This is a genomic window from Streptomyces iakyrus (assembly GCF_000717055.1).
GTDB classification, from domain to species: domain Bacteria; phylum Actinomycetota; class Actinomycetes; order Streptomycetales; family Streptomycetaceae; genus Streptomyces; species Streptomyces iakyrus.
Map to the genome: position 1 here is coordinate 487,940 of NZ_JNXI01000004.1, position 19,003 is coordinate 506,942.

General features: G+C 72.7%; 18 protein-coding genes. 7 read left to right on the plus strand and 11 right to left on the minus strand.

Features of this window, described 5'->3' with window-relative positions:
- The 4 genes from OO68_RS10300 (at position 1) to OO68_RS10315 (ending at position 4,841) form a co-directional block, all read left to right on the plus strand.
- Entirely contained in the window at positions 1 to 1,950 is a 1,950-nt protein-coding gene (locus OO68_RS10300) for a fumarate reductase/succinate dehydrogenase flavoprotein subunit (RefSeq protein ID WP_033307900.1), read from the plus strand.
- Positions 1,947 to 2,693: a succinate dehydrogenase/fumarate reductase iron-sulfur subunit gene (locus tag OO68_RS10305; protein WP_033307901.1), complete on the plus strand. Its 747-nt coding sequence runs from the start codon at positions 1,947 to 1,949 to the stop codon at positions 2,691 to 2,693. The genes OO68_RS10300 and OO68_RS10305 overlap by 4 nt, the downstream gene beginning before the upstream one ends.
- Positions 2,694 to 3,258: 565 nt before the next feature.
- Positions 3,259 to 4,026, plus strand: coding sequence for a GNAT family N-acetyltransferase (locus OO68_RS10310; protein WP_033307902.1), 768 nt, complete (start codon positions 3,259 to 3,261; stop codon positions 4,024 to 4,026).
- Entirely contained in the window at positions 4,026 to 4,841 is an 816-nt protein-coding gene (locus OO68_RS10315) for a lysophospholipid acyltransferase family protein (protein ID WP_033307903.1), read from the plus strand. Before OO68_RS10310 ends, OO68_RS10315 begins: the two co-directional genes overlap by 1 nt.
- Before the next feature lie 524 nt (positions 4,842 to 5,365).
- Here OO68_RS10315 and OO68_RS10320 read toward each other — a convergent pair.
- Both OO68_RS10320 and OO68_RS10325 read right to left on the minus strand, forming a co-directional pair.
- The gene (locus tag OO68_RS10320; RefSeq protein ID WP_033307904.1) at positions 5,366 to 7,711 is read right to left on the minus strand and encodes an ATP-binding cassette domain-containing protein; all 2,346 of its coding nucleotides are present in this window, start codon (positions 7,709 to 7,711) and stop codon (positions 5,366 to 5,368) included.
- Between the two features lie 21 nt (positions 7,712 to 7,732).
- Entirely contained in the window at positions 7,733 to 8,719 is a 987-nt protein-coding gene (locus OO68_RS10325; RefSeq protein WP_033307905.1) for an LLM class flavin-dependent oxidoreductase, read from the minus strand.
- Positions 8,720 to 8,850: 131 nt separating this feature from the next.
- Here OO68_RS10325 and OO68_RS10330 point away from each other — a divergent pair, with 131 nt between their 5' ends.
- Positions 8,851 to 9,561 carry a nucleotidyltransferase domain-containing protein gene (locus tag OO68_RS10330; protein ID WP_033307906.1) on the plus strand — a complete coding sequence of 237 codons (711 nt, stop codon included), beginning with the start codon at positions 8,851 to 8,853 and terminating at the stop codon, positions 9,559 to 9,561.
- On the opposite strand, the gene rpmF is transcribed toward OO68_RS10330, so the two are convergent.
- The 3 genes from rpmF to OO68_RS10345 all read right to left on the minus strand — a co-directional run bounded on the left by rpmF (position 9,544) and on the right by OO68_RS10345 (position 11,853).
- Positions 9,544 to 9,714 (minus strand): 50S ribosomal protein L32, encoded by a 171-nt coding sequence (gene rpmF, locus OO68_RS10335; protein ID WP_031108795.1) that lies wholly within the window; start codon positions 9,712 to 9,714, stop codon positions 9,544 to 9,546. The two genes, OO68_RS10330 and rpmF, sit on opposite strands and share 18 nt — an antisense overlap.
- 103 nt (positions 9,715 to 9,817) lie before the next feature.
- On the minus strand, positions 9,818 to 11,413 hold the full coding sequence (locus OO68_RS10340; RefSeq protein WP_033307907.1) for a sodium/solute symporter: 1,596 nt from the start codon (positions 11,411 to 11,413) through the stop codon (positions 9,818 to 9,820).
- On the minus strand, positions 11,407 to 11,853 hold the full coding sequence (locus OO68_RS10345; RefSeq protein ID WP_033307908.1) for a DUF485 domain-containing protein: 447 nt from the start codon (positions 11,851 to 11,853) through the stop codon (positions 11,407 to 11,409). Before OO68_RS10345 ends, OO68_RS10340 begins: the two co-directional genes overlap by 7 nt.
- 316 nt (positions 11,854 to 12,169) lie before the next feature.
- Here OO68_RS10345 and OO68_RS10350 point away from each other — a divergent pair, with 316 nt between their 5' ends.
- Positions 12,170 to 12,700, plus strand: coding sequence for a phosphatase domain-containing protein (locus tag OO68_RS10350; protein WP_051814572.1), 531 nt, complete (start codon positions 12,170 to 12,172; stop codon positions 12,698 to 12,700).
- A gap of 3 nt (positions 12,701 to 12,703) precedes the next feature.
- Here the strand turns inward: OO68_RS10350 and OO68_RS10355 are convergent, their stop codons facing one another.
- The 5 genes from OO68_RS10355 to egtA form a co-directional block, all read right to left on the minus strand.
- Complete coding sequence (locus tag OO68_RS10355; RefSeq protein ID WP_033307910.1) at positions 12,704 to 12,919, minus strand: dodecin; 216 nt, start codon at positions 12,917 to 12,919, stop codon at positions 12,704 to 12,706.
- 128 nt (positions 12,920 to 13,047) lie between these two features.
- Positions 13,048 to 14,010, minus strand: coding sequence for an L-histidine N(alpha)-methyltransferase (gene egtD, locus OO68_RS10360; RefSeq protein ID WP_033307911.1), 963 nt, complete (start codon positions 14,008 to 14,010; stop codon positions 13,048 to 13,050).
- Complete coding sequence (gene egtC, locus OO68_RS10365) at positions 14,007 to 14,801, minus strand: ergothioneine biosynthesis protein EgtC (RefSeq protein WP_033307912.1); 795 nt, start codon at positions 14,799 to 14,801, stop codon at positions 14,007 to 14,009. The genes egtD and egtC overlap by 4 nt, the downstream gene beginning before the upstream one ends.
- Positions 14,801 to 16,138 (minus strand): ergothioneine biosynthesis protein EgtB, encoded by a 1,338-nt coding sequence (gene egtB, locus OO68_RS10370; RefSeq protein ID WP_033307913.1) that lies wholly within the window; start codon positions 16,136 to 16,138, stop codon positions 14,801 to 14,803. The genes egtC and egtB overlap by 1 nt, the downstream gene beginning before the upstream one ends.
- On the minus strand, positions 16,135 to 17,436 hold the full coding sequence (egtA, locus tag OO68_RS10375; RefSeq protein WP_033307914.1) for an ergothioneine biosynthesis glutamate--cysteine ligase EgtA: 1,302 nt from the start codon (positions 17,434 to 17,436) through the stop codon (positions 16,135 to 16,137). The genes egtB and egtA overlap by 4 nt, the downstream gene beginning before the upstream one ends.
- A 291-nt stretch (positions 17,437 to 17,727) precedes the next feature.
- Between egtA and OO68_RS10380 the strand changes: the two genes are divergently transcribed.
- Positions 17,728 to 18,573 carry a TIGR02452 family protein gene (locus OO68_RS10380; RefSeq protein ID WP_033307915.1) on the plus strand — a complete coding sequence of 282 codons (846 nt, stop codon included), beginning with the start codon at positions 17,728 to 17,730 and terminating at the stop codon, positions 18,571 to 18,573.
- On the opposite strand, the gene OO68_RS10385 is transcribed toward OO68_RS10380, so the two are convergent.
- Positions 18,536 to 18,982, minus strand: coding sequence for a type II toxin-antitoxin system PemK/MazF family toxin (locus tag OO68_RS10385; RefSeq protein ID WP_033307916.1), 447 nt, complete (start codon positions 18,980 to 18,982; stop codon positions 18,536 to 18,538). The genes OO68_RS10380 and OO68_RS10385 overlap by 38 nt on opposite strands.
- Between the last annotated feature and the right edge of the window lie 21 nt (positions 18,983 to 19,003).

Here is a 19,003-nt window from a genome sequence, read left to right on the forward strand (position 1 = left end):
ATGACTTCCTACGCCGACTACACGACCGGGGAACCGGTCGCCGACACCAAGGCCCCCGCCGGGCCGGTCAACGAGCGCTGGGACAAGCGGCGCTTCGAGGCCAAGCTGGTCAACCCCGCCAACCGGCGCAAGCACACCGTGATCGTCGTCGGCACCGGCCTCGCCGGCGGCTCCGCCGGGGCCACGCTCGCCGAACAGGGCTACCACGTCGTGCAGTTCTGCTACCAGGACTCACCCCGCCGCGCCCACTCCATCGCCGCGCAGGGCGGCATCAACGCCGCGAAGAACTACCGCAACGACGGCGACTCCGTCCACCGCCTGTTCTACGACACGGTCAAGGGCGGCGACTTCCGGGCCCGCGAGTCCAACGTGCACCGGCTCGCGCAGATCTCCGTCGAGATCATCGACCAGTGCGTGGCCCAGGGCGTGCCCTTCGCCCGCGAGTACGGCGGCCTGCTCGACACCCGGTCGTTCGGCGGGGTGCAGGTGTCGCGCACGTTCTACGCCCGCGGCCAGACGGGCCAGCAGCTCCTCCTGGGCGCCTACCAGGCCCTCAGCCGGCAGATCGCCGCCGGGAACGTCGAGATGCACCCGCGCACCGAGATGCTCGACCTGATCGTCGTCGACGGGCGGGCACGCGGCATCGTGGCACGGGACCTCGTCACCGGGCGCATCGACACGTACTTCGCGGACGCCGTCGTCCTCGCCTCCGGCGGCTACGGCAACGTCTTCTACCTGTCGACCAACGCCATGAACTCCAACGCCACCGCCATCTGGCGGGCCCACCGGCGCGGCGCCCTGTTCGCCAACCCCTGCTTCACCCAGATCCACCCCACCTGCATCCCGCGCACCGGCGACCACCAGTCCAAGCTGACGCTGATGAGCGAGTCGCTGCGCAACGACGGCCGCATCTGGGTGCCGAAGGCCAAGGGCGACCGGCGGCCCCCGAACGACATCCCCGAGGACGAGCGCGACTACTACCTGGAGCGCATCTACCCCTCCTTCGGCAATCTCGTCCCGCGGGACATCGCCTCGCGCGCCGCGAAGAACGTGTGCGACGAGGGCAGGGGAGTGGGCCCCGGCGGCCAGGGCGTCTACCTCGACTTCGCCGACGCCATCGAACGCATGGGCCGGGGGGCCGTCGAGGCCAAGTACGGCAACCTCTTCGACATGTACCAGCGGATCACCGACGAGGATCCGTACGAGGTGCCGATGCGGATCTACCCCGCCGTGCACTACACGATGGGCGGCCTGTGGGTCGACTACGACCTCCAGACCACCATCCCCGGGCTGTTCGCGGTCGGCGAGGCCAACTTCTCCGACCACGGTGCCAACCGCCTCGGCGCCTCCGCGCTGATGCAGGGACTCGCGGACGGCTACTTCGTCCTCCCCTCGACCATCAACGACTACCTGGCCCGCAACCCGCACCACGACACGGTGACCGACGAACACCCCGAGGTGCAGGAGGTACTGGCCGGCACCCAGGACCGCCTCAACCTGCTGCTGTCCGTCGACGGCGACCGCACCCCCGACTCCTTTCACCGCGAGGTCGGCGAACTCATGTGGGAGTTCTGCGGCATGGCCCGCACCGACGCCGGGCTGCGCAAGGCGCTGGAACGCATCCCGCAGATCCGCGAGGAGTTCTGGCGGCGCATCAAGGTGCCCGGCACCGGCGAGGAATTCAACCAGTCGCTGGAGAAGGCCAACCGCATCGTCGACTACCTGGAGCTCGCCGAGCTGATGTGTCTCGACGCGCTCCACCGTGAGGAGTCCTGCGGCGGCCACTTCCGCGAGGAGTCCCAGACGCCCGACGGCGAGGCCGCCCGCGACGACGAGCGGTTCGCGTACGCCGCCGCCTGGGAGTTCACCGGCACGGGCGAAGCTCCGGTGCTGCACAAGGAAGACCTGGTCTTCGAGTACGTCCACCCCACTCAGCGGAGCTACGCATGAAGCTCACCCTGCGCGTCTGGCGGCAGCAGAACGCCGACGCCGACGGCACGATGTCCACGTACGAGGTGGACGGCATCTCGCCCGACATGTCGTTCCTGGAGATGCTCGACACGCTCAACGAGGAACTCATCGTCAAGGGCGACGACCCGGTCGCCTTCGACCACGACTGCCGCGAAGGCATCTGCGGCGCGTGCTCGCTCGTCATCAACGGCGACGCGCACGGTCCCGAGCGCACGACGACCTGCCAGCTGCACATGCGGTCGTTCCAGGACGGCGACACGATCGACGTCGAGCCGTGGCGGGCGTCGGCGTTCCCGGTGATCAAGGATCTCGTCGTGGACCGGTCGGCCTTCGACCGGATCATCCAGGCCGGCGGGTACATCACCGCGCCGACGGGGGCGGCTCCCGAGGCGCACGCCACGCCGGTGCCGAAGCCGGACGCCGACCTCGCCTTCGAGCACGCCGAGTGCATCGGGTGCGGGGCGTGCGTGGCGGCCTGCCCGAACGGGGCGGCGATGCTGTTCACGTCCGCCAAGATCAACCACCTCAACGTGCTGCCGCAGGGGGCGCCCGAGCGGGAGACGCGGGTGCTGGACATGGTGGAGCAGATGGACGAGGAGGGGTTCGGCGGGTGCACGCTCGCGGGCGAGTGCGCCACCGCCTGCCCGAAGGGCATCCCGTTGATGTCCATCACGAACATGAACAAGGAGTGGCTGCGAGCCGCGCGGAGGGCCAAGCGGTAGCGCCGCAGGGGCTTCGGTGCTGCGGCGGCTGCGGATGCGTCGTGGTCGATCGCGCAGTTCCCCGCGCCCCCAGGGGGTTGCAGTGAACGTTCGCCGGCAGGTGCGGACGGGCGGGGCCGGGAGTGGTGCTCTCCGGCCCCGTCTCGCGCCTATCCGTCACGGGCCCGGATCGGCCAGGACACGGTCAGTACCAGGGCCGCCAAATCGTTCGTGACCGCTCGGGACCGAGGTCCAGGGCGTGGGTGCGCGGCGCGGTCACGAAGCTGTAGCACGGCAGCGGACCGGTCACGCCGAGCGCCAGTCTGTCCCGACGTCGTGTGCCTGCGCGGCCACGGCCTGCCGGAAGCGCTGTTCGTCGACGCGTCGCACCAGGAACGACGTGCTGAGCACCTGCTCGTGGGCCGCCTCCGCGGGCGCGAGCCGTTCAACAACCCCACACCCGCTCTCTCTGCACATGACACGCGCAGGTCAGTCGGCATCGGAAGAACAGAGGCGCAGGACCTGTACGACACCGCTCAGCGCCCCGCCCCGCCTCGCCGAACCGGCCCGTGACCAGGAGAGAGCCATGACCGGCGTACTGACCGTCGACCGCCCCGCGCAGCCCACGGCCCCCACCCGCTACACCGTCGCCCTCGCCCGGAACGAGGAGGACGTGCGTGCCGCCCAGCGCCTGCGGCACGACGTCTTCGCCGGGGAGATGGGCGCCCTGCTGGCCGGCCCGCAGCCGGGCCTCGACGCCGACGCGTTCGACGCGTACTGCGACCACCTGCTCGTCCGGGAGGAGACGACCGGCCAGGTCGTCGGCACCTACCGGCTGCTGCCGCCCGAGCGCGCCGCGGTCGCGGGGCGGCTGTACTCCGAAGGCGAGTTCGACCTGGCCGCGCTCGACGGGATCCGGCCGCAGCTCGTCGAGGTCGGCCGCTCCTGTGTGCACCCCGACCACCGCGACGGTGCTGTCATCAGCCTCATCTGGGCCGGCATCGCCCGCTACATGGTCGACCACGGCCACGAATGGCTCGCCGGCTGCTGCTCCGTCCCGCTCGCCGACGGCGGCACCCTCGCGTCCGCCACCTGGGACCGGGTGCGCGACAAGCACCTCTCCCCGGAGGAGTTCCGGGTGCGGCCGCTGCTGCCGTGGACGCCGGGTCCCGCGCCCGCCGCCCGCGTCGAACTGCCCGCCCTGCTGCGGGGCTACCTCCGGCTGGGTGCGTGGGTGTGCGGCGAACCGGCCCACGACCCGGACTTCGGCGTGGCCGACCTGTACGTGCTGCTGCCGATGAGCCGCGTCAACGCCCGGTACCTGCGTCACTTCCTCTCCCTCGTACCGGCCTGATGAGCGCCTGGCTGCCCACCGCGCCCTGCACGCCGCAGAGCTGCGTCGAGGCGCCGGCGGCCGTGCGGGCACGGACCGTGCCGCGGGCCGTGCTGCGGCTCACCGCGGTCCTGCTGCTCCTGCTCGCGGGGATCGCGCTGACGCCCTTCGGCGGGCGGATACCGGTGTCGCTGGTCCGGCGGTGGTGCCGGTGGATCGTGCGGGCCGCAGGCGTCCGGGTCCGCATCACCGGCGCCGCCGCCCCCACCGGCGGACTGCTGCTGGTCGCCAACCACATCTCCTGGCTGGACATCCCGCTGCTCGCCGCCGTCCGACCCGCCCGGATGCTGGCCAAGACCGAGGTGCGGCACTGGCCGGTCGCCGGTGCGCTGGCCGCCCGCGGCGGAACCCTGTTCATCGACCGGGACCGGCTGCGGGCCCTGCCCGACACGGTCGCCCGGATCGCCGGCGCCCTGCGCGAGGGCGCCGCGGTCGCGGCCTTCCCCGAGGGCAGCACTTGGTGCGGCCGGGCCCAGGGCACCTTCCGGCGTGCCGTCTTCCAGGCGGCCCTGGACGCCGGGGTGCCGGTCCAGCCGGTGCGGATCGGCTACCGGCTCAGCGGCGGCAGGGCCACCACGGCCCCCGCGTACGTCGGCGACGACACGCTGCTCGCCTCTCTTTGGCGGGTGGCGACGGCCCACGGCCTGATCGCGGAGGTCGAGGTCCGCGCCCCCCTCCCACCGGGCGCCGGCCCCGACCGCCGCACCCTCGCCCGCGCGGCCCAGCCCCCGGACACGACGGCGCCGACGTGGACGCACACGGTGCTGGTCGCGTAGACGCGCCCCGGCCGGGCGGCGACCCGGCATCGAACGCGGCGTGTCCGGCCCCGCCCGCGGGCTCGGTCCGGCTGCGCAACGCGTTCGGGACGATGCGGGCCGTCGGGCCCGTGGCGCGGCCCGGCCGCCGCACGGGGCGCGTTTGCGGGTCGGCGGCAGTCGACCGCCGGGGCGGGACGTCGGCAGGGGCGGCTGCGGGTGCGTACTGGTGCGCTGCGTACCGGCGCGCACGGTGTTGGTGGCGTAGGTGCGCGCCGGTTGGGCTGTGGCCCGGCAGCGAACCCGGCGCGTCCCGTCCGCCCGCCGCTGAATGCCCCGGCTGCGGGCCCCCCGGCCCGAGACGCGCCCCGGTAGCCGGACGAAGATGCCTCCACGCGGATGGCGGCAGTCGGTCGCCGGGGCGTGACGCCGGAAGCGGCGGCCCGGCGCGCTGCGTCCCCCGAGGCCGGGCGCCCGCAGTGCCTGCCGCGGGCGCGTCCCCGCGCGCTGCCCGCCACGCCCCCGCCCGTCCCACCGGATGTGTCTCAGCGGCTGTCGGACAGCGTGCGTGCCAGGTAGGGGGCCGTGCGGCTCGTCCGGGACCGGGCGATCTCTCGCGGTGGGCCCGCCGCCACGATGTGGCCGCCCGCGTCGCCGCCGCCGGGGCCGAGGTCGATCACCCAGTCCGCGCGTGCGACGACGGACATGTCGTGCTCGACGACGACCACGGTGTGCCCGGCGTCGACGAGGCCGTGCAACTGGCGCATCAGGACGTCCACATCGGCCGGGTGGAGGCCGGTCGTGGGTTCGTCGAGGAGGTAGAGCGTGTGGCCGCGCCGGCCGCGCTGCAGTTCGCTCGCCAGCTTGATGCGCTGGGCCTCGCCGCCGGAGAGCTCGGTCGCGGGCTGGCCGAGGCGGAGGTAACCAAGGCCGACGTCGAGCAGGGCGGCAAGGCTGCGGGCCACGGCCGGGGTGTCCGCGAAGAACTCCGCCGCGCTCTCCACCGTCAGATCCAGCACCTGCGCGATGTTCCGCCCCCGGTACGTCACCTCCAGCGTCGACGGGTTGTAGCGGGCCCCGCCGCAGTCCGGGCAGGGCGCGTACGTGCTGGGCAGGAACAGCAGCTCCACGCTGACGAACCCCTCGCCCTGGCAGGTCTCGCAGCGCCCGCCCGCCACGTTGAAGGAGAACCGCCCTACGCCGAAACCGCGTTCGCGGGCCCCGTCGGTGGCCGCGAACACCTTGCGTACGACGTCGAAGAGGCCCGTGTACGTGGCGAGGTTCGAGCGCGGCGTGCGGCCGATCGGCTTCTGGTCGACCGAGACCAGCCGGCCCACGCCGGCCGAGTCCTGCGTGATCTCGCCGATGAGCGTGGACTTGCCGGAGCCGGACACCCCGGTCACCGCGGTGAACACGCCGAGCGGGAACTCCGCTGTCACACCGCGCAGGTTGTGCCGGGTGACCGGGCCGGTCTTCAGCCACCCGGTCGCCTCGCGCACGTCCCGGGCCGGGGCGGGGGAGTCATGGAAGAGGTAGCGGGCCGTCGCCGATTCCGCGACCCCCGCCAGCCCGGCCACGGGGCCGCTGTGCAGCACGCGCCCGCCGTGTTCGCCCGCTGCCGGCCCCACGTCGACCAGCCAGTCGGCGCCCCGCATGACGTCGAGGTGGTGCTCCACCACGAACACCGAGTTCCCGGACGTCTTCAGCCGATCCAGCACCGTGAGCAGCGCCTCGGTGTCCGCCGGGTGCAGTCCGGCCGACGGCTCGTCGAGGACGTAGACCACCCCGAAGAGACCGGAGCGCAGCTGGGTGGCGAGGCGCAGGCGTTGCAGCTCGCCCGGGGAGAGGGTGGGAGCGGGCCGGTCGAGGCTGAGGTAGCCGAGGCCCAGCTCGACGACCGGCGCGATCCGGGACCGCAGGTCGTCGGTGAGGACCCGGGCGGCCTCCGAGGTCCCGTCGAGACCGGCGGCCAGCTCCGTCAGCGGCACCGCGGCCAGCTCGGCGATGGTCCGGCCGCCGAACGTCACCGCCAGGGCCTCGGGACGCAGCCGGCTGCCGCCGCACGCCGGGCAGGGCGCACTGGTGAGGAACCGCTCGGCCCTCGCCCGCAGGGCCGGGCTCTTGGAGTCCGAGAACGTCTTCATCACGTACCGGTGGGCGCTCATGTACGTGCCCTGGTAGGGCCGTTGGATGCGGTCGGCGTCCCGTACCGGATGCACCGTGACCACCGGCTGCTCGTCCGTGAACAGGATCCACTCCCGCTCGCGGGCGGGCAGCTCCCGCCACGGCCGGTCCACGTCGTGTCCGAGCGCGTCGAGGATGTCCCGGAGGTTCTTGCCCTGCCAGGCGCCCGGCCACGCGGCGATCGCCCCGTCGCGGACCGACAGCGAGGGGTCGGGGACCAGCAGCTCCTCGCTCGTACGGTGCACCTGCCCGAGCCCGTGGCACGCCGGGCAGGCCCCCACCGCCGTATTGGGTGAGAAGGCGTCGGAGTCCAGCCGCTCAGCACCCGGCGGATGGGTGCCGGCCCGGGAGAACAGCATCCGCAGGGAGTTGGAGAGGTTGGTGACCGTGCCGACGGAGGAGCGCGAGGTCGGGGCGGCACGGCGCTGCTGGAGCGACACGGCCGGCGGCAGACCGGTGATCTCCCCGACCTTCGGCGCGCCGACCTGGTGGATCAGCCGGCGCGCGTACGGCGCGACCGACTCGAAGTAGCGGCGCTGCGCCTCCGCGTAGATCGTGCCGAACGCCAGCGACGACTTCCCCGAGCCGGACACGCCGGTGAACACGGCCAGCACGTCCCGGGGGATGTCGACGTCGATGCCCCGGAGGTTGTGCTCGCGGGCTCCGCGGACACGGACGAACGGGTCACGGGGGTCGCGGTCGTGCATGGGAGACGACTCTAACCGGATCTAACCGGAGGCGATCGCGGCCAGCCGCGTGTAGGAGTCCAGCAGGGCCTCACGGTCGTACGTGCTGGTCGTGACCAGGACCTCCTGGGCGCCCGTCTCCTTCACCACCGTCGCCAGTTCGTGCGCCACCTGCTCCTCGGTCCCGGCGATGTGACCGGTCAGGCCCGACTCGTAGAAGTCCCGCTCCTTGCCGGTCATCGTGAGGGCCTCCACGCGCTCGGCGGGCGGCAGCGGCGGGAAGGTGCCGCGGGTGCGGGAGTGGGCCATCGACCAGGCCTCGGGGATCAGCAGCCGCCGGGCCTCCTCGGGGGTGCCGGCCACGGCGATCGTGCCCGAGATGACGACGTAGGGCTCCGGTGCCCAGACGGAGGGGCGGAAACGGTCGCGGTAGTGGTCGATGCCGCGCCGCATCTTCTCCCGGTTCCTGAGGTCGCCGATGACCATGGGCAGGCCCGCGCGGGCGGCGATGCCGGCGCCCGCGCCCATGGCCAGGACGAACGGTGGCACGGTCAGACCCTCGGCGGGGCGGGCGCGCACCCCGGTGGGGGAGGTGCCCCGGAACCAGCCGAGCAGCTCCGCGAGCTGGGCCTCGAAGTCCTCGGCGTCACCCTTGTCGCGGCCCAGGGCCCGGCGCACGCCGTCCGTGAAGCCGACCGACCGGCCGAGGCCCATGTCGATCCGACCGGGGAACAGCGACTCCAGCACCCCGAACTGCTCGGCCACGACCAGCGGCCGGTGGTTGGGCAGCATCACCCCGCCGGTGCCGACCCGGATCGTCCGGGTGGCGCCCGCGACGGCGGCGGCCAGCACGGTCGGCGCGGAACCGGCCACCCCGGGCACACCGTGATGCTCCGAGACCCAGAGCCGGTGGTAGCCGAGCCGCTCCAGCTCTTGCGCCAGCCGCACGGTGTCGCGCAGCGCCTCGGGGTGGGTGTGCCCCTCGCGAGTGCGGGAGCGGTCGAGGACGGACAGGCGCACGGGATCCATACCAGGTTCTACGCCCGGCGGGGCCGCCGGTATTCCATCGCCCCTAGGGAACCACCGCCGGAAAACCGCGTGACCGCGTCCCGGCACGTCAGCACAATGTGCCGGTATCCAGAAGCGAAAGGCGGCCGACCGTGACCGTCCCCAACATCCTGCTCTCCGGCATCGTGGGATCGACCGCATACGGTCTCGCCCGCCCGGGTTCGGACATCGACCGCCTCGGCCTGTTCGCCGTGCCCACCGACGAGCTGCACGGTCTGCGCATGCCGAAGGAGTCACACGTCAGCACGGCGCCGGACCGCACCCTGCACGAGGCGGCCAAGTGGTGCCGGCTGGCGCTGGGCGGCAACCCGACCGCGATGGAGCTGGTGTGGCTCCCCGACGACCTGTACGAGGTGCGCACCCCGCTCGGCGACGAGCTCATCGGCATCCGTACCGCGTTCCTGAGCGCCAAGCGGGTCAGGGACGCCTACCTCGGATACGCCACGCAGCAGTTCCGGCGGCTGGAGGCACGCGGCGACGGTTCGTTCTCCGCCGACACCCGCAAGCGGACCGCGAAGCACGCCCGGCATCTGAAACGGCTGTGCGCGCAGGGCCTGGAGCTGTACACCACCGGGCGGCTGACGATCCGCGTCGAGAACCCGGACGAGTACCACGCCTTCGGCGAGCGCGTCGCCGCCGACCCGTCGGAGGCCCTGCCCCTGCTCCGGCACTACGAGGAGGCCTTCGGCGCAGGGCCCACGGCGCTGCCGGACGAGCCCGACGAGGCGCCGGTGGAAGCCTGGCTGCGCCGGGTCCGGGAGCACTTCTGGGCCCAGACGGCGAGCTCAGCCGTCGGGGCGTAGCAGGCCGCGCTCGTAGGCCCTCACCAGGTTCTGCGGGACGAGGTGACGCACGCCGTCGACGGTGACGGGGACCAGGGTCGGCGTGGCCGCCTTCCACTGGGCGCGGCGGTGACGGGTGTTGCTGCGGGACATCTTCCGCTTCGGGACGGCCATGGGACTCCTCCTCGGTGGACGGGCACCGAGGACGCTACATGAAAATGGATCCCATTAACAATGTGCGTCCCAGCGCCCGGCCGCCGCTGTCCCGGGGTGCGGGTCAGTCGTCCGCGCCCACGAGCATCCGCACCTCGAACTTCTCGTGGGCGGAGGGCTCTTCGGCCGGCCCCTTGTCCAGCACGGTGCCGAGCCAGCCCAGGAGGAAGCCCACCGGGATCGAGACGATGCCGGGGTTCTGGAGCGGGAACCAGGCGAAGTCGGCCTCGGGGTAGAACGAGCCCGGGGCCGAGGAGACGACCGGGGAGAACGCGGCCAGCAGGACGGAGCAGAGCAGACCGCCGTAGAGGCTCAGCAGGGCGCCCTTCGCGCTGAAGCGCCGCCAGAAGAGGGTGTAGATGATCGTCGGCAGGATCGCGGACGCGGCGATGGCGAAGGCCAGGAAGGCGAGCGTCGCGGTGTTCGCCCCCCAGGCGACGAGGGCCAGCAGAATGCCGAGAACCCCGATGACCGCCCCGGACAGCCGGGCGACGGTCAGCTCCTCCGTCTCGGTCGCCCGGCCCTTGCGGATCACCTCGCTGTACAGGTCGTGCGCCAGGGAGGAAGCCGCGGCCAGGGTGAGACCGACCGCCACGGCCAGCAGCGTCAGGTACGCCAGACAGGTCAGCAGCGCGGTCAGGACACTGCCGCCCAGCTCGTGGGCGAGCAGCAGGACGGAGGCGTTGCCGGTGCGGTCCGTGCTCTCGATGGTCTCCCGGCCGAGCAGCGCGGTGGCGCCGAGCCCCATGATGCCGGCTCCGAAGCAGACGGCGCCGACCAGGCCGACGGCCCACAGCACGGAGGAGCGCAGCACGCCGCTGTTGCGCGGGGTGAGCAGCCGCATCAGCACGTGCGGCAGGGCGGCGAGGCCGAGCACGATGGCCAGTTCGAGACTGAGGAAGTCCAGCTTGTTGCTGACGGTGCCGCCGTAGCGCAGCCCTGGTTCGAGGAAGCTCAGACCCGAACCGCTGCGCTGGGACGCCCTCTCCAGCAGCGCGTTGGGGTTCCAGTCGAAGTGGTGCAGCACCCAGCCCGCGGTGAACAGCACGCCCACCACCAGCATCACGGCCTTGATGATCTGGATGACCGTCGCGCCGGGCATGCCGCCGAGGGAGGCGTACAGGATCACGAAGGCGCCGATCACCACCACGCACAGGGTACGGGTGCTGCCGCTGGGCACACCGGTGAACTGGGTCAGCAGGGCCACACTGCCGACGAGTTGGGCCACCAGGTACAGCGTGGCGATGGCCAGGATGCAGACCGCCAGCGCGACCCGGACCGGCCGCTGCTGCCGCGGCAGGCGCAGCGCCACCGTGTCGCCGAGCGTGAACCTGCCCGTGCGGTGCAGGGGTTCGGCGATCAGCAGCAGCACCATCATCCAGGCGACGGTGGTCCCGCCGAGGTACATCAGCCCGTCATAGCCGGTCAGGGCGACCAGCCCGGTGCTGCCCAGCAGCGTGGCGGCGGACAGGTAGTCGCCGCACATGGCGAGGCCGTTGCGCAGCGGCGACATGGCGCGGTTGCCGAGGTAGAACTCGCTGATCTCATCGCGCTGAGGAGCCGTCAGCAGCGCCATGAACAGAGTGATCACGACCACGGTCAGGAACAGGACGAACGTCAGCTGCAAGCTGCTGTCGTCGATGGCGGCGGCGCTCACCACGTGCGGAACCCCCTCGCGCCGGGCCGGAGCGGCTGCCCGGCCCCCTGGGGTGGCGCCGTCGTCCGGGCGCGGCGGCTCCCGGTCTCGTGCAGCCGGGACTTCAGGCCGCGGGCGAGCGGATCGACCCGGGTGCGCATGTGCCGGACATAGCACCACGCGGTCACGCCCATGATGACGAACTGCCCGAGACCGAGGCTGAGTCCGACCGTGAGGCGGCCGAACAGCGGCTGGTTCATCACCGCGGGCACAAAACTCGACAGCAGTACGTACAGCAGGAATCCACCGACGGACAGGACCGTCGCGCGGATGCCGAACCGGCGCTGCGCCCGACGCAGAGAGTGAAATTCGGGATGGTCGGATATGCGAGACGGCGGAGTTTGTTCGATGTGCGGAAGCGGGAATGTGGGAGTGTCATCCCGCCGTGGTGGATATTCGGGCACAGGCGCACCTTCTTCGCTGCATCGTGCCCCGCACTCGACCCCGTCGGGTCAGTGGACGCGTCCGGTTTTCGGGCAGGGGGAAGGGGTGCCGGACGCGCGGTGGGGGTGCGGGCTCTGTGGGGGGGGCGTGAATCCGGAAAACGCCCTGCTCGGATTCACGCGGACGGCCTCGGGGTTCTGTGTGGAGTTCCCCGACCAGCCTCGGCCGCGGGTGGTGGCGAGGCTGAGAGCGGAGTATGTCAGTGCTGTCCTTGAGCCATCAACTGTGAGGGTGAACAGACCCGCTTACATGGCTTGTTCATGCGTGTTGTCTCACATGCGCACAGCGCGGGGACCCCTTACGCTGGGCGGCGTGAGCGACGACCGCAGCAAGGCCCCGCTGGCCGTGTTCGACCTGGACAACACCCTCGCCGACACCACGCACCGGCAGCGGTTCCTGGAACGCAGGCCGAAGGACTGGGACGGGTTCTTCTCGGCCGCGCCCCAGGACCCGCCGGTCCCTGAGGGCATCGCCCTGGTCCGGGAGAGCGCGCGGGAGTGCGAGATCGTCTACCTCACCGGGCGGCCCGAGCGCTGCCGGCGCGACACGCTGGACTGGCTCGCCGCCCAGGGGCTGCCCGAAGGGCGCGTACACATGCGGCGGGACGCCGACCGGCGTCCCGCCCGGTTCACCAAGCTGGAGATCCTGCGACGGCTCGCCCGCACCCGCGAGGTCCGCGTCCTCGTGGACGACGACGAGCTGGTCTGCGCGGACGCCCGGCGCGCCGGATTCACCGTCGTACGGGCCGACTGGGTGACCCGGTCCGCCGAGCTGAAGGCGGCGCAGGAGCGCGAGGGGCGGACCTGAGCACTACTCCGACTCGTCGAGGCGGAAGCCCACCTTCAGCCCCACCTGCCAGTGCGCGATCTGCCCGTCCTCCAACTGGCCGCGCACCTGCGTCACCTCGAACCAGTCCAGGTTGCGCAGCGTCTGCGAGGCCCGGTCGATGCCGTTGCGGATGGCCTGGTCGACGCCGTCCGGTGAGGTGCCGACGATCTCCGTGACCCGGTAGGTGTGGTTCGACATGCCGCTGCTCCTCTTCCCATGACGTTCCTGTGACGGGAGTGTCACGCGTCATTCCACCGTGCCCCAAGCGGCGGCGAAGCGCGAGACGTCGCCTCCCGCCGGTGCCACCGCTCCGGGGCCGGCGGGGGTCAGCGCGCCACGCTCAGCGACAGCGCGAAGCGGCCCGCGTCGTCCGTCCACCAGTGGGCCAGCTCCAGCCCCGCCGCCGACAGTTCGGTGCGTACGCCCTCCTGCCGGAACTTCGCCGACACCTCGGTGCGCATCTCCTCGCCCGCCGCGAAGTCGACGGCGAGGCCGAGCGCCGGCACCTTCACCGTCTGCGCCGTACGGGAGCGCAGCCGCATCTCGATCCACTCGTGCCCGGCGTCCCACAGCGCCACATGGTCGAACGCGGCGGGATCGAAGTCGGCGCCCAACTCGCGGTTGATCACGGTCAGGACGTTCTTGTTGAACGCGGCCGTCACCCCGGCCCCGTCGTCGTACGCCCGGACCAGCACCTCCTCGTCCTTGACCAGGTCCGTCCCCAGCAGCAGGGCGTCGCCCGGAGCGAGCAGGGCACGCACGGACGCCAGGAACGCGGCGCGTTCGGCGGGCAACAGGTTGCCGATCGTGCCGCCGAGGAACGCCACCAGCCGGGGCCCCTGCGTGTCCGGCAGGGTCAGTTCCCCGGTGAAGTCGGCGATCAGGGCGTGCACGTCCAGCCCGGGCCGCTCGGCGGCGAGCGCCTGCCCGGCCTGGCTGAGGGCACTCCCGCTGACGTCGACCGGGACGTAGGTGCGCAGGTCCGTGAGGGCGTCGATCAGGTGCCGGGTCTTCTCCGAGGAGCCGGAGCCGAGCTCGACCAGGGTCCGCGCCCGGGTCGCCGCGGCGATGTCGCCGGCGCGCGCGAGGAGGATCTCCCGCTCCGCACGCGTCGGGTAGTACTCCGGCAGTTCCGTGATCTTCTCGAACAGGTCGCTGCCGTGCGCGTCGTAGAACCACTTCGGCGGCAGGGTCTTGGGGCGTCCGGTCAGACCCCGGTGGACGTCGGCGCGCAGCGCGGCGTCCGTGGCGTCCTCGGGCAGGGTGCGGGTGACGTGGAACGGGCTCACGTACGGGGCTCCTTCGGCGATGGGGAGGACACGGCGGCGTCGGCCGGCTCCTTGAGCGGCGTGAGCAGCACGTCGGTGCGGCTCGCCGCGAGCAGAGTGCGGTCAGGGACCTCCCGCCAGTGCGGATCGTCGTCGTAGGGCTCGGAGGCCACGACGGTGCCGCCGCCGGGCCGGGTGAGGTACCACAGGGTGTCGCCCCAGGCGGTGGCGGTGATCGTGTCGCCGTTGGTGAGGAGGAGGTTGAGCCGGGAACCGGGCGCCGCGGCGGCGACCTCCAGGACCGTGTCGGCCATCGCCTGGCTCTCCTCGTCGCCGCTGCGCAGCCGCGCCAGCACCAGCGCCCAGACGAGCGCGGAGTCGTTGCGGGCCTCCAGTGACAGCAGGTCCTCGTGCGGCAGCGTCCGGGACACCGTGGCGAGCGAGCCGGGCCAGCCCTTCACCGCCCCGTTGTGGCTGAACAGCCAGGTCCCCGCCGCGAACGGGGCCGCGGCGGCCTCCGCGTCGGCGCCCGAGAGGGTCGCGTCCCGCACGGCGGCGAGCAGCGCGGTGGACGTCACGACCCGGGCGAGGTCGGCGAACGACAGGTCCGCCCAGACGGGCCCGGCCCGGCGGTAGCGGGCGGGCACCGGGTCGCCCTCGGCGTACCAGCCGACGCCGAAACCGTCGGCGTTGACCGTCCCGTACCTCTGGTGCCGGGGCGCCCACGACTGCCGGTACAGCCCGTGCGGGGGCTCCACGAGGAGCCGGCCCAGCGGTTCCGCGGGCCCCACGTACGCCACATGACGGCACATCAGGCGTCCTCCGAACGGGCCGTGCGGAAGCCGGCGAAGATCTGCCGCCGGATCGGGTAGTCCCAGTTGCGGAAGGTGCCCCGGCAGGCCACCGCGTCCACCGCGAACGAACCGCCGCGCAGCACCTTGTGGTCGGACCCGAAGAAGACCTCCGAGTACTCCTTGTACGGGAACGCCCTGAACCCCGGGTAGGGCAGGAAGTCGCTCGACGTCCACTCCCACACGTCGCCGATCAACTGCCGAACGCCGAGCGGCGACTCGCCGGCCGGGTAGCTCCCGGCCGGGGCCGGACGCAGGTGCCGCTGGCCGAGGTTGGCGTGCTCGGGCCCCGGGTCCTCGTCGCCCCACGGGTAGCGCATCGAGCGGTCGCCGGCCGGGTCGTGCCGGGCCGCCTTCTCCCACTCGGCCTCCGTGGGCAGCCGGCGCCCCGCCCAGCGGGCGTAGGCGTCGGCCTCGTACCAGCACACGTGCAGCACCGGCTCGTCCGGCGGGACGACCTCGGTGACGCCGAACCGGCGCCTGAGGAACTGCTTTCCGTCGCGCCGCCAGAACAGCGGGGCGTCGATGCCGTGCCTGCGGATGTGCGCCCAGCCCTCGGGCGCCCACCAGCGGGGGTCGTCGTAGCCGCCGTCCTCGATGAACGCCCGGTAGGCGCCGTTCGTCACCGGGGTGGTGTCGATGCGGAAGGGCGCCACCTCCCGCCGGTGCGCGGGGCGTTCGTTGTCCAGCGCCCACGGCTCACCGGAGGTTCCCATGGTGAACGGCCCGCCGGGGACGAGGACTTCGGCCGGGCCGGTGAACAGCGGCACCGGCTCCGGGTCCGGGGCGGTCAGGGCCTGCGGGCCCGTGCGCAGCTGATGGGTGATCAGCATGGTCTCGTCATGCTGCTGTTCGTGCTGCGCGATCATCCCGAAGGCGAACCCGGCCTCCGTCAGCCGCGTTCCGTGGAAGGTGTGCCGCTCCAGCACGTCCAGTGCCCTTCCGCGTACGTCGGCCGCGTAGGTGCGGGCCTCGGCGGGCGACAGCAGGGGCAGCTTCGGCCGCTCGGCACGCGGGTGTTCGAAGGCGTCGTAGAGGCCGTCTATCTCGGGGCGTAGCGCCTCGTGCCCGGCGACGGCCCGCAGCAGCCACTGCTCCTCCTGGTTGCCGATGTGCGCGAGGTCCCACACCAGGGGCGACATCAGCGGCGAGTGCTGCGCTGTCAGGTCGGGATCCTCCACGCAGCTCGTCAGCAGCGTGGTGCGGTCACGGGCCACGATCAGTGAGGCGACCGCCCGCTCGCGGAGCACCTCGGGGTCGACGTCCCGGGCGTCGACGGCGGGCTCGGTGTCGGTCATGGGCGGAAGTCCTTCCCGTGGGCGCGGCCGTCCGTGCCGCGCTGGCGGTCGAGCAGGTCATCGGCGGGGCAGCGGCCCAGGACGACATAGCGGTCGAGATGGGCCGTGACGGCCTCGATGACCTCGGGGGCGGCGCCGAGCCGGGGCAGGGCGTCCAGTGCGGTCGTGAAGCACGTGACGGCCACCTCGCGCAGTTCGGCGTCGGACAGCCCGCCGCGGGCCGCGTCGAGCCACAGCGGGTTGTGCGGCGCGGGCAGCCCCAGGGTCCGCTCGGCCAGTGGTTTCACGGCCCGGTAGGCGGTCTCGGTGGCCTCCGGGTCGTCGAACAGCGCCGCCGTCACGGCGAGCGGCACGATCCAGCCGTCGTCCCCGGGCTGCGCGTCGATCATGCGCAGTTCGAGGTGGCCGCGCGGCCTGACCGGCGGGAACAGCGTCGTGACGTGGTAGTCGAGATCCTCCCGGGTGGGCGGCCGGGGCGCGCCCGTGCGGATCCAGTCCCGGAAGGTGAGGCCCTCGGGGACGTCCCAGGGCCCGCCGTCCCGCCGTACGCACATCACGGGGGAGTCCAGCACGTGCCGGGCCCAGGCGCCGCGCGGGTCGGCGTCCAGCCGCGGTCCGCCCGCCCGTCCGGCGCCGATCCGGGTCCACGTCAGCTGCCGGGTGGACAGCCAGCCGGTGGGACGGTGCCCGGCGAGCGGCGAGTTGGCGAACGCGGCCACCAGGACCGGGCCCAGATGGTGGGCCAGCCACCAGCGCCGCACCAGGCCGAGCGGCCCGGGCTCCTCGTGACCGGCGTCCAGGCACACCTGCACGGAGGCGGAGGTGCACATCATGGCGCGGCCGGCGGGGCCCGTGCGGTCCAGGCACGCCTCCATGGCATCGTAGCGCGGTTCGCGCAGGAACCTGCGGGGTTCGTGCCAGGGATCCTGGCCGAGGCCGACGAGGGCGAGGCCGTCGTCGCGCAGAACCGCGCGGACGGCGTCGAGGTCGGCGGAGACGGTGGCGATGACTTCCGTCAGCGAGGCGGCGGGGGGCGAGCTCAGCTCCAGCTGGCCGCCGGGTTCCACGGTGAGCGCCGACCTCAGAGGCAGCGGCCGCAGTGCCTTGTAGGCCGCTTCGAGTCGTTCGGGTGTGACGGGGAGCTGCGGTGCGCGCAACTCGTGGACGAGCCATTCCACCTCGACACCGAGGCGGCGCGGCGGGCCGGTCTTGAAGCAGATGCCGCGCACCAGCGCCTCGACCTCGGCTTCGGACATGGACGTGCGTGGCCGGGTACAGCCACTTACCGAATCGGACATGTCGGGATCCTCCTGAGATTCCACCATGCCACCGGTCCGGGCTCTTCGGCGGCCCGGGCCGGGATCACTCGTCCCACCCAAGACGCTCCTGCCGCTCGGCACAAGGGGGCGAACCGGGGCGTTCCCGGGCGGTCATCCGGTCCGGCCCCGTGTTTCCAAGGACTTTCCCGGGCGTTCTCCGATGGCGAAAACTCTGTTGCCCCGACGATCCGGCATCACTCACCATGCCTGCGTGAGCACGACAAGAACGGCCGCGCGGCGCGCGGTCACGGCGCGTACGGGGGTGGCGCCGTGAGCACGCGCCTGCGCGGTATCGCGCAGCAGACCGAGCAGATCGTCGCCGCCGGGTGCTACCGCGCGCCGGACGGGCGCGAGGTCTCGATCGCGGAGGAGCTACGGGCGGCGCGCGAGGGCACGTGCCTGTACGGGCCCGAACCGGTGCCGGTGCCCGCCGATCGGGTGACCGGGGCGCGGGAGACGCTGCTGGAGGTCACCGACGAGAGCAGCCTGGCGGCCGCCCGCAGGCTCGGCGGGCGCGTGGCTGTGCTGAACTTCGCCTCGGCCAGGAATCCCGGCGGCGGCTATCTGAACGGCGCCCAGGCCCAGGAGGAGGCCCTGTGCCGGGCCTCCGCGCTGTACACGTGCCTCCTTCAGGCCCGCGCGTTCTACGACCACCACCGGGCCCACCGCGACCCGTTCTATACGGACCGTGTCATCCACTCACCGGCCGTGCCCGTCTTCCGCGACGACCGGGGTGCCCTGCTGGCCGAGCCCTGGATTGCCGGATTCCTGACCTCGCCCGCGCCCAACGCGGGCGTGGTGCTGCGCACGGCGCCCGAACGGGCCGGCGAACTGCCGCGGGCCCTCGCGGTCCGCGCCGAGCGCGTCCTGGAGACGGCCGCCGCCCACGGCTACCGCCGGCTCGTCCTCGGCGCCTGGGGCTGCGGGGTCTTCCGCAACGACCCCGCGCAGGTGGCGGAGGCGTTCCGGGCCCTGCTGGGGCCGGACGGCCGCTTCGCCGGGGCCTTCGAGCACGTGACGTTCGGAATCCTGGACCGCACCCGGGACCGCGCGGTACTGGGCGCCTTCGAGACGACGTTCAGCTCCAGCCGTAGCGCTCCTGCAGGCGGCGTCTGACCAGGTTGAACCGCATGCGGTCCAGGGCGCAGGCCTCCCGGCGCATGCCGGACTCGTGCAGGCGCAGCACCCGGTCCACGTCGACCCACGAGTCCCGGCCCGTCCGGTCCCACGGCCCGCTGCCGATCGGCACCCACTCCCGGTCGCCGTCGTGCCGCTTGCTGGACAATTGCACGGCCAGGAACGTGCCGCCCGGCTCGCGGGCGACCACCAGTACCGGGCGGTCCTTGCCGCGGCCGTCGTTCTCCTCGTAGGGCACCCACGTCCAGACGATCTCCCCGGGGTCGGGGTCGCCGTCGTGCGCGGGGGAGTACTCCGTCCGCACCCGGCCCACCTCGCGCGGGTCGGCCTGGACGGTGGCGGAGGGGCCATGACGGCCGGGGACGTTCTCGTCGGCAAACGTGCTCACGGGGGGCACCTTAGAGGCAGC

Bases quoted from the DNA above. Each gene is read 5' to 3' on its own strand.
- OO68_RS10325 (WP_033307905.1), bottom strand. From the start codon at position 8,719: ATGGATCCCGTGCGCCTGTCCGTCCTCGACCGCTCCCGCACTCGCGAG.
- OO68_RS10350 (WP_051814572.1), top strand. From the start codon at position 12,170: ATGCGCACAGCGCGGGGACCCCTTACGCTGGGCGGCGTGAGCGACGAC.
- OO68_RS10355 (WP_033307910.1), bottom strand. From the start codon at position 12,919: ATGTCGAACCACACCTACCGGGTCACGGAGATCGTCGGCACCTCACCG.
- OO68_RS10310 (WP_033307902.1), top strand. From the start codon at position 3,259: ATGACCGGCGTACTGACCGTCGACCGCCCCGCGCAGCCCACGGCCCCC.
- OO68_RS10300 (WP_033307900.1), top strand. From the start codon at position 1: ATGACTTCCTACGCCGACTACACGACCGGGGAACCGGTCGCCGACACC.
- egtA (WP_033307914.1), bottom strand. From the start codon at position 17,436: ATGTCCGATTCGGTAAGTGGCTGTACCCGGCCACGCACGTCCATGTCC.
- OO68_RS10320 (WP_033307904.1), bottom strand. From the start codon at position 7,711: ATGCACGACCGCGACCCCCGTGACCCGTTCGTCCGTGTCCGCGGAGCC.
- egtC (WP_033307912.1), bottom strand. From the start codon at position 14,801: ATGTGCCGTCATGTGGCGTACGTGGGGCCCGCGGAACCGCTGGGCCGG.
- OO68_RS10315 (WP_033307903.1), top strand. From the start codon at position 4,026: ATGAGCGCCTGGCTGCCCACCGCGCCCTGCACGCCGCAGAGCTGCGTC.
- rpmF (WP_031108795.1), bottom strand. From the start codon at position 9,714: ATGGCCGTCCCGAAGCGGAAGATGTCCCGCAGCAACACCCGTCACCGC.
- OO68_RS10305 (WP_033307901.1), top strand. From the start codon at position 1,947: ATGAAGCTCACCCTGCGCGTCTGGCGGCAGCAGAACGCCGACGCCGAC.
- egtB (WP_033307913.1), bottom strand. From the start codon at position 16,138: ATGACCGACACCGAGCCCGCCGTCGACGCCCGGGACGTCGACCCCGAG.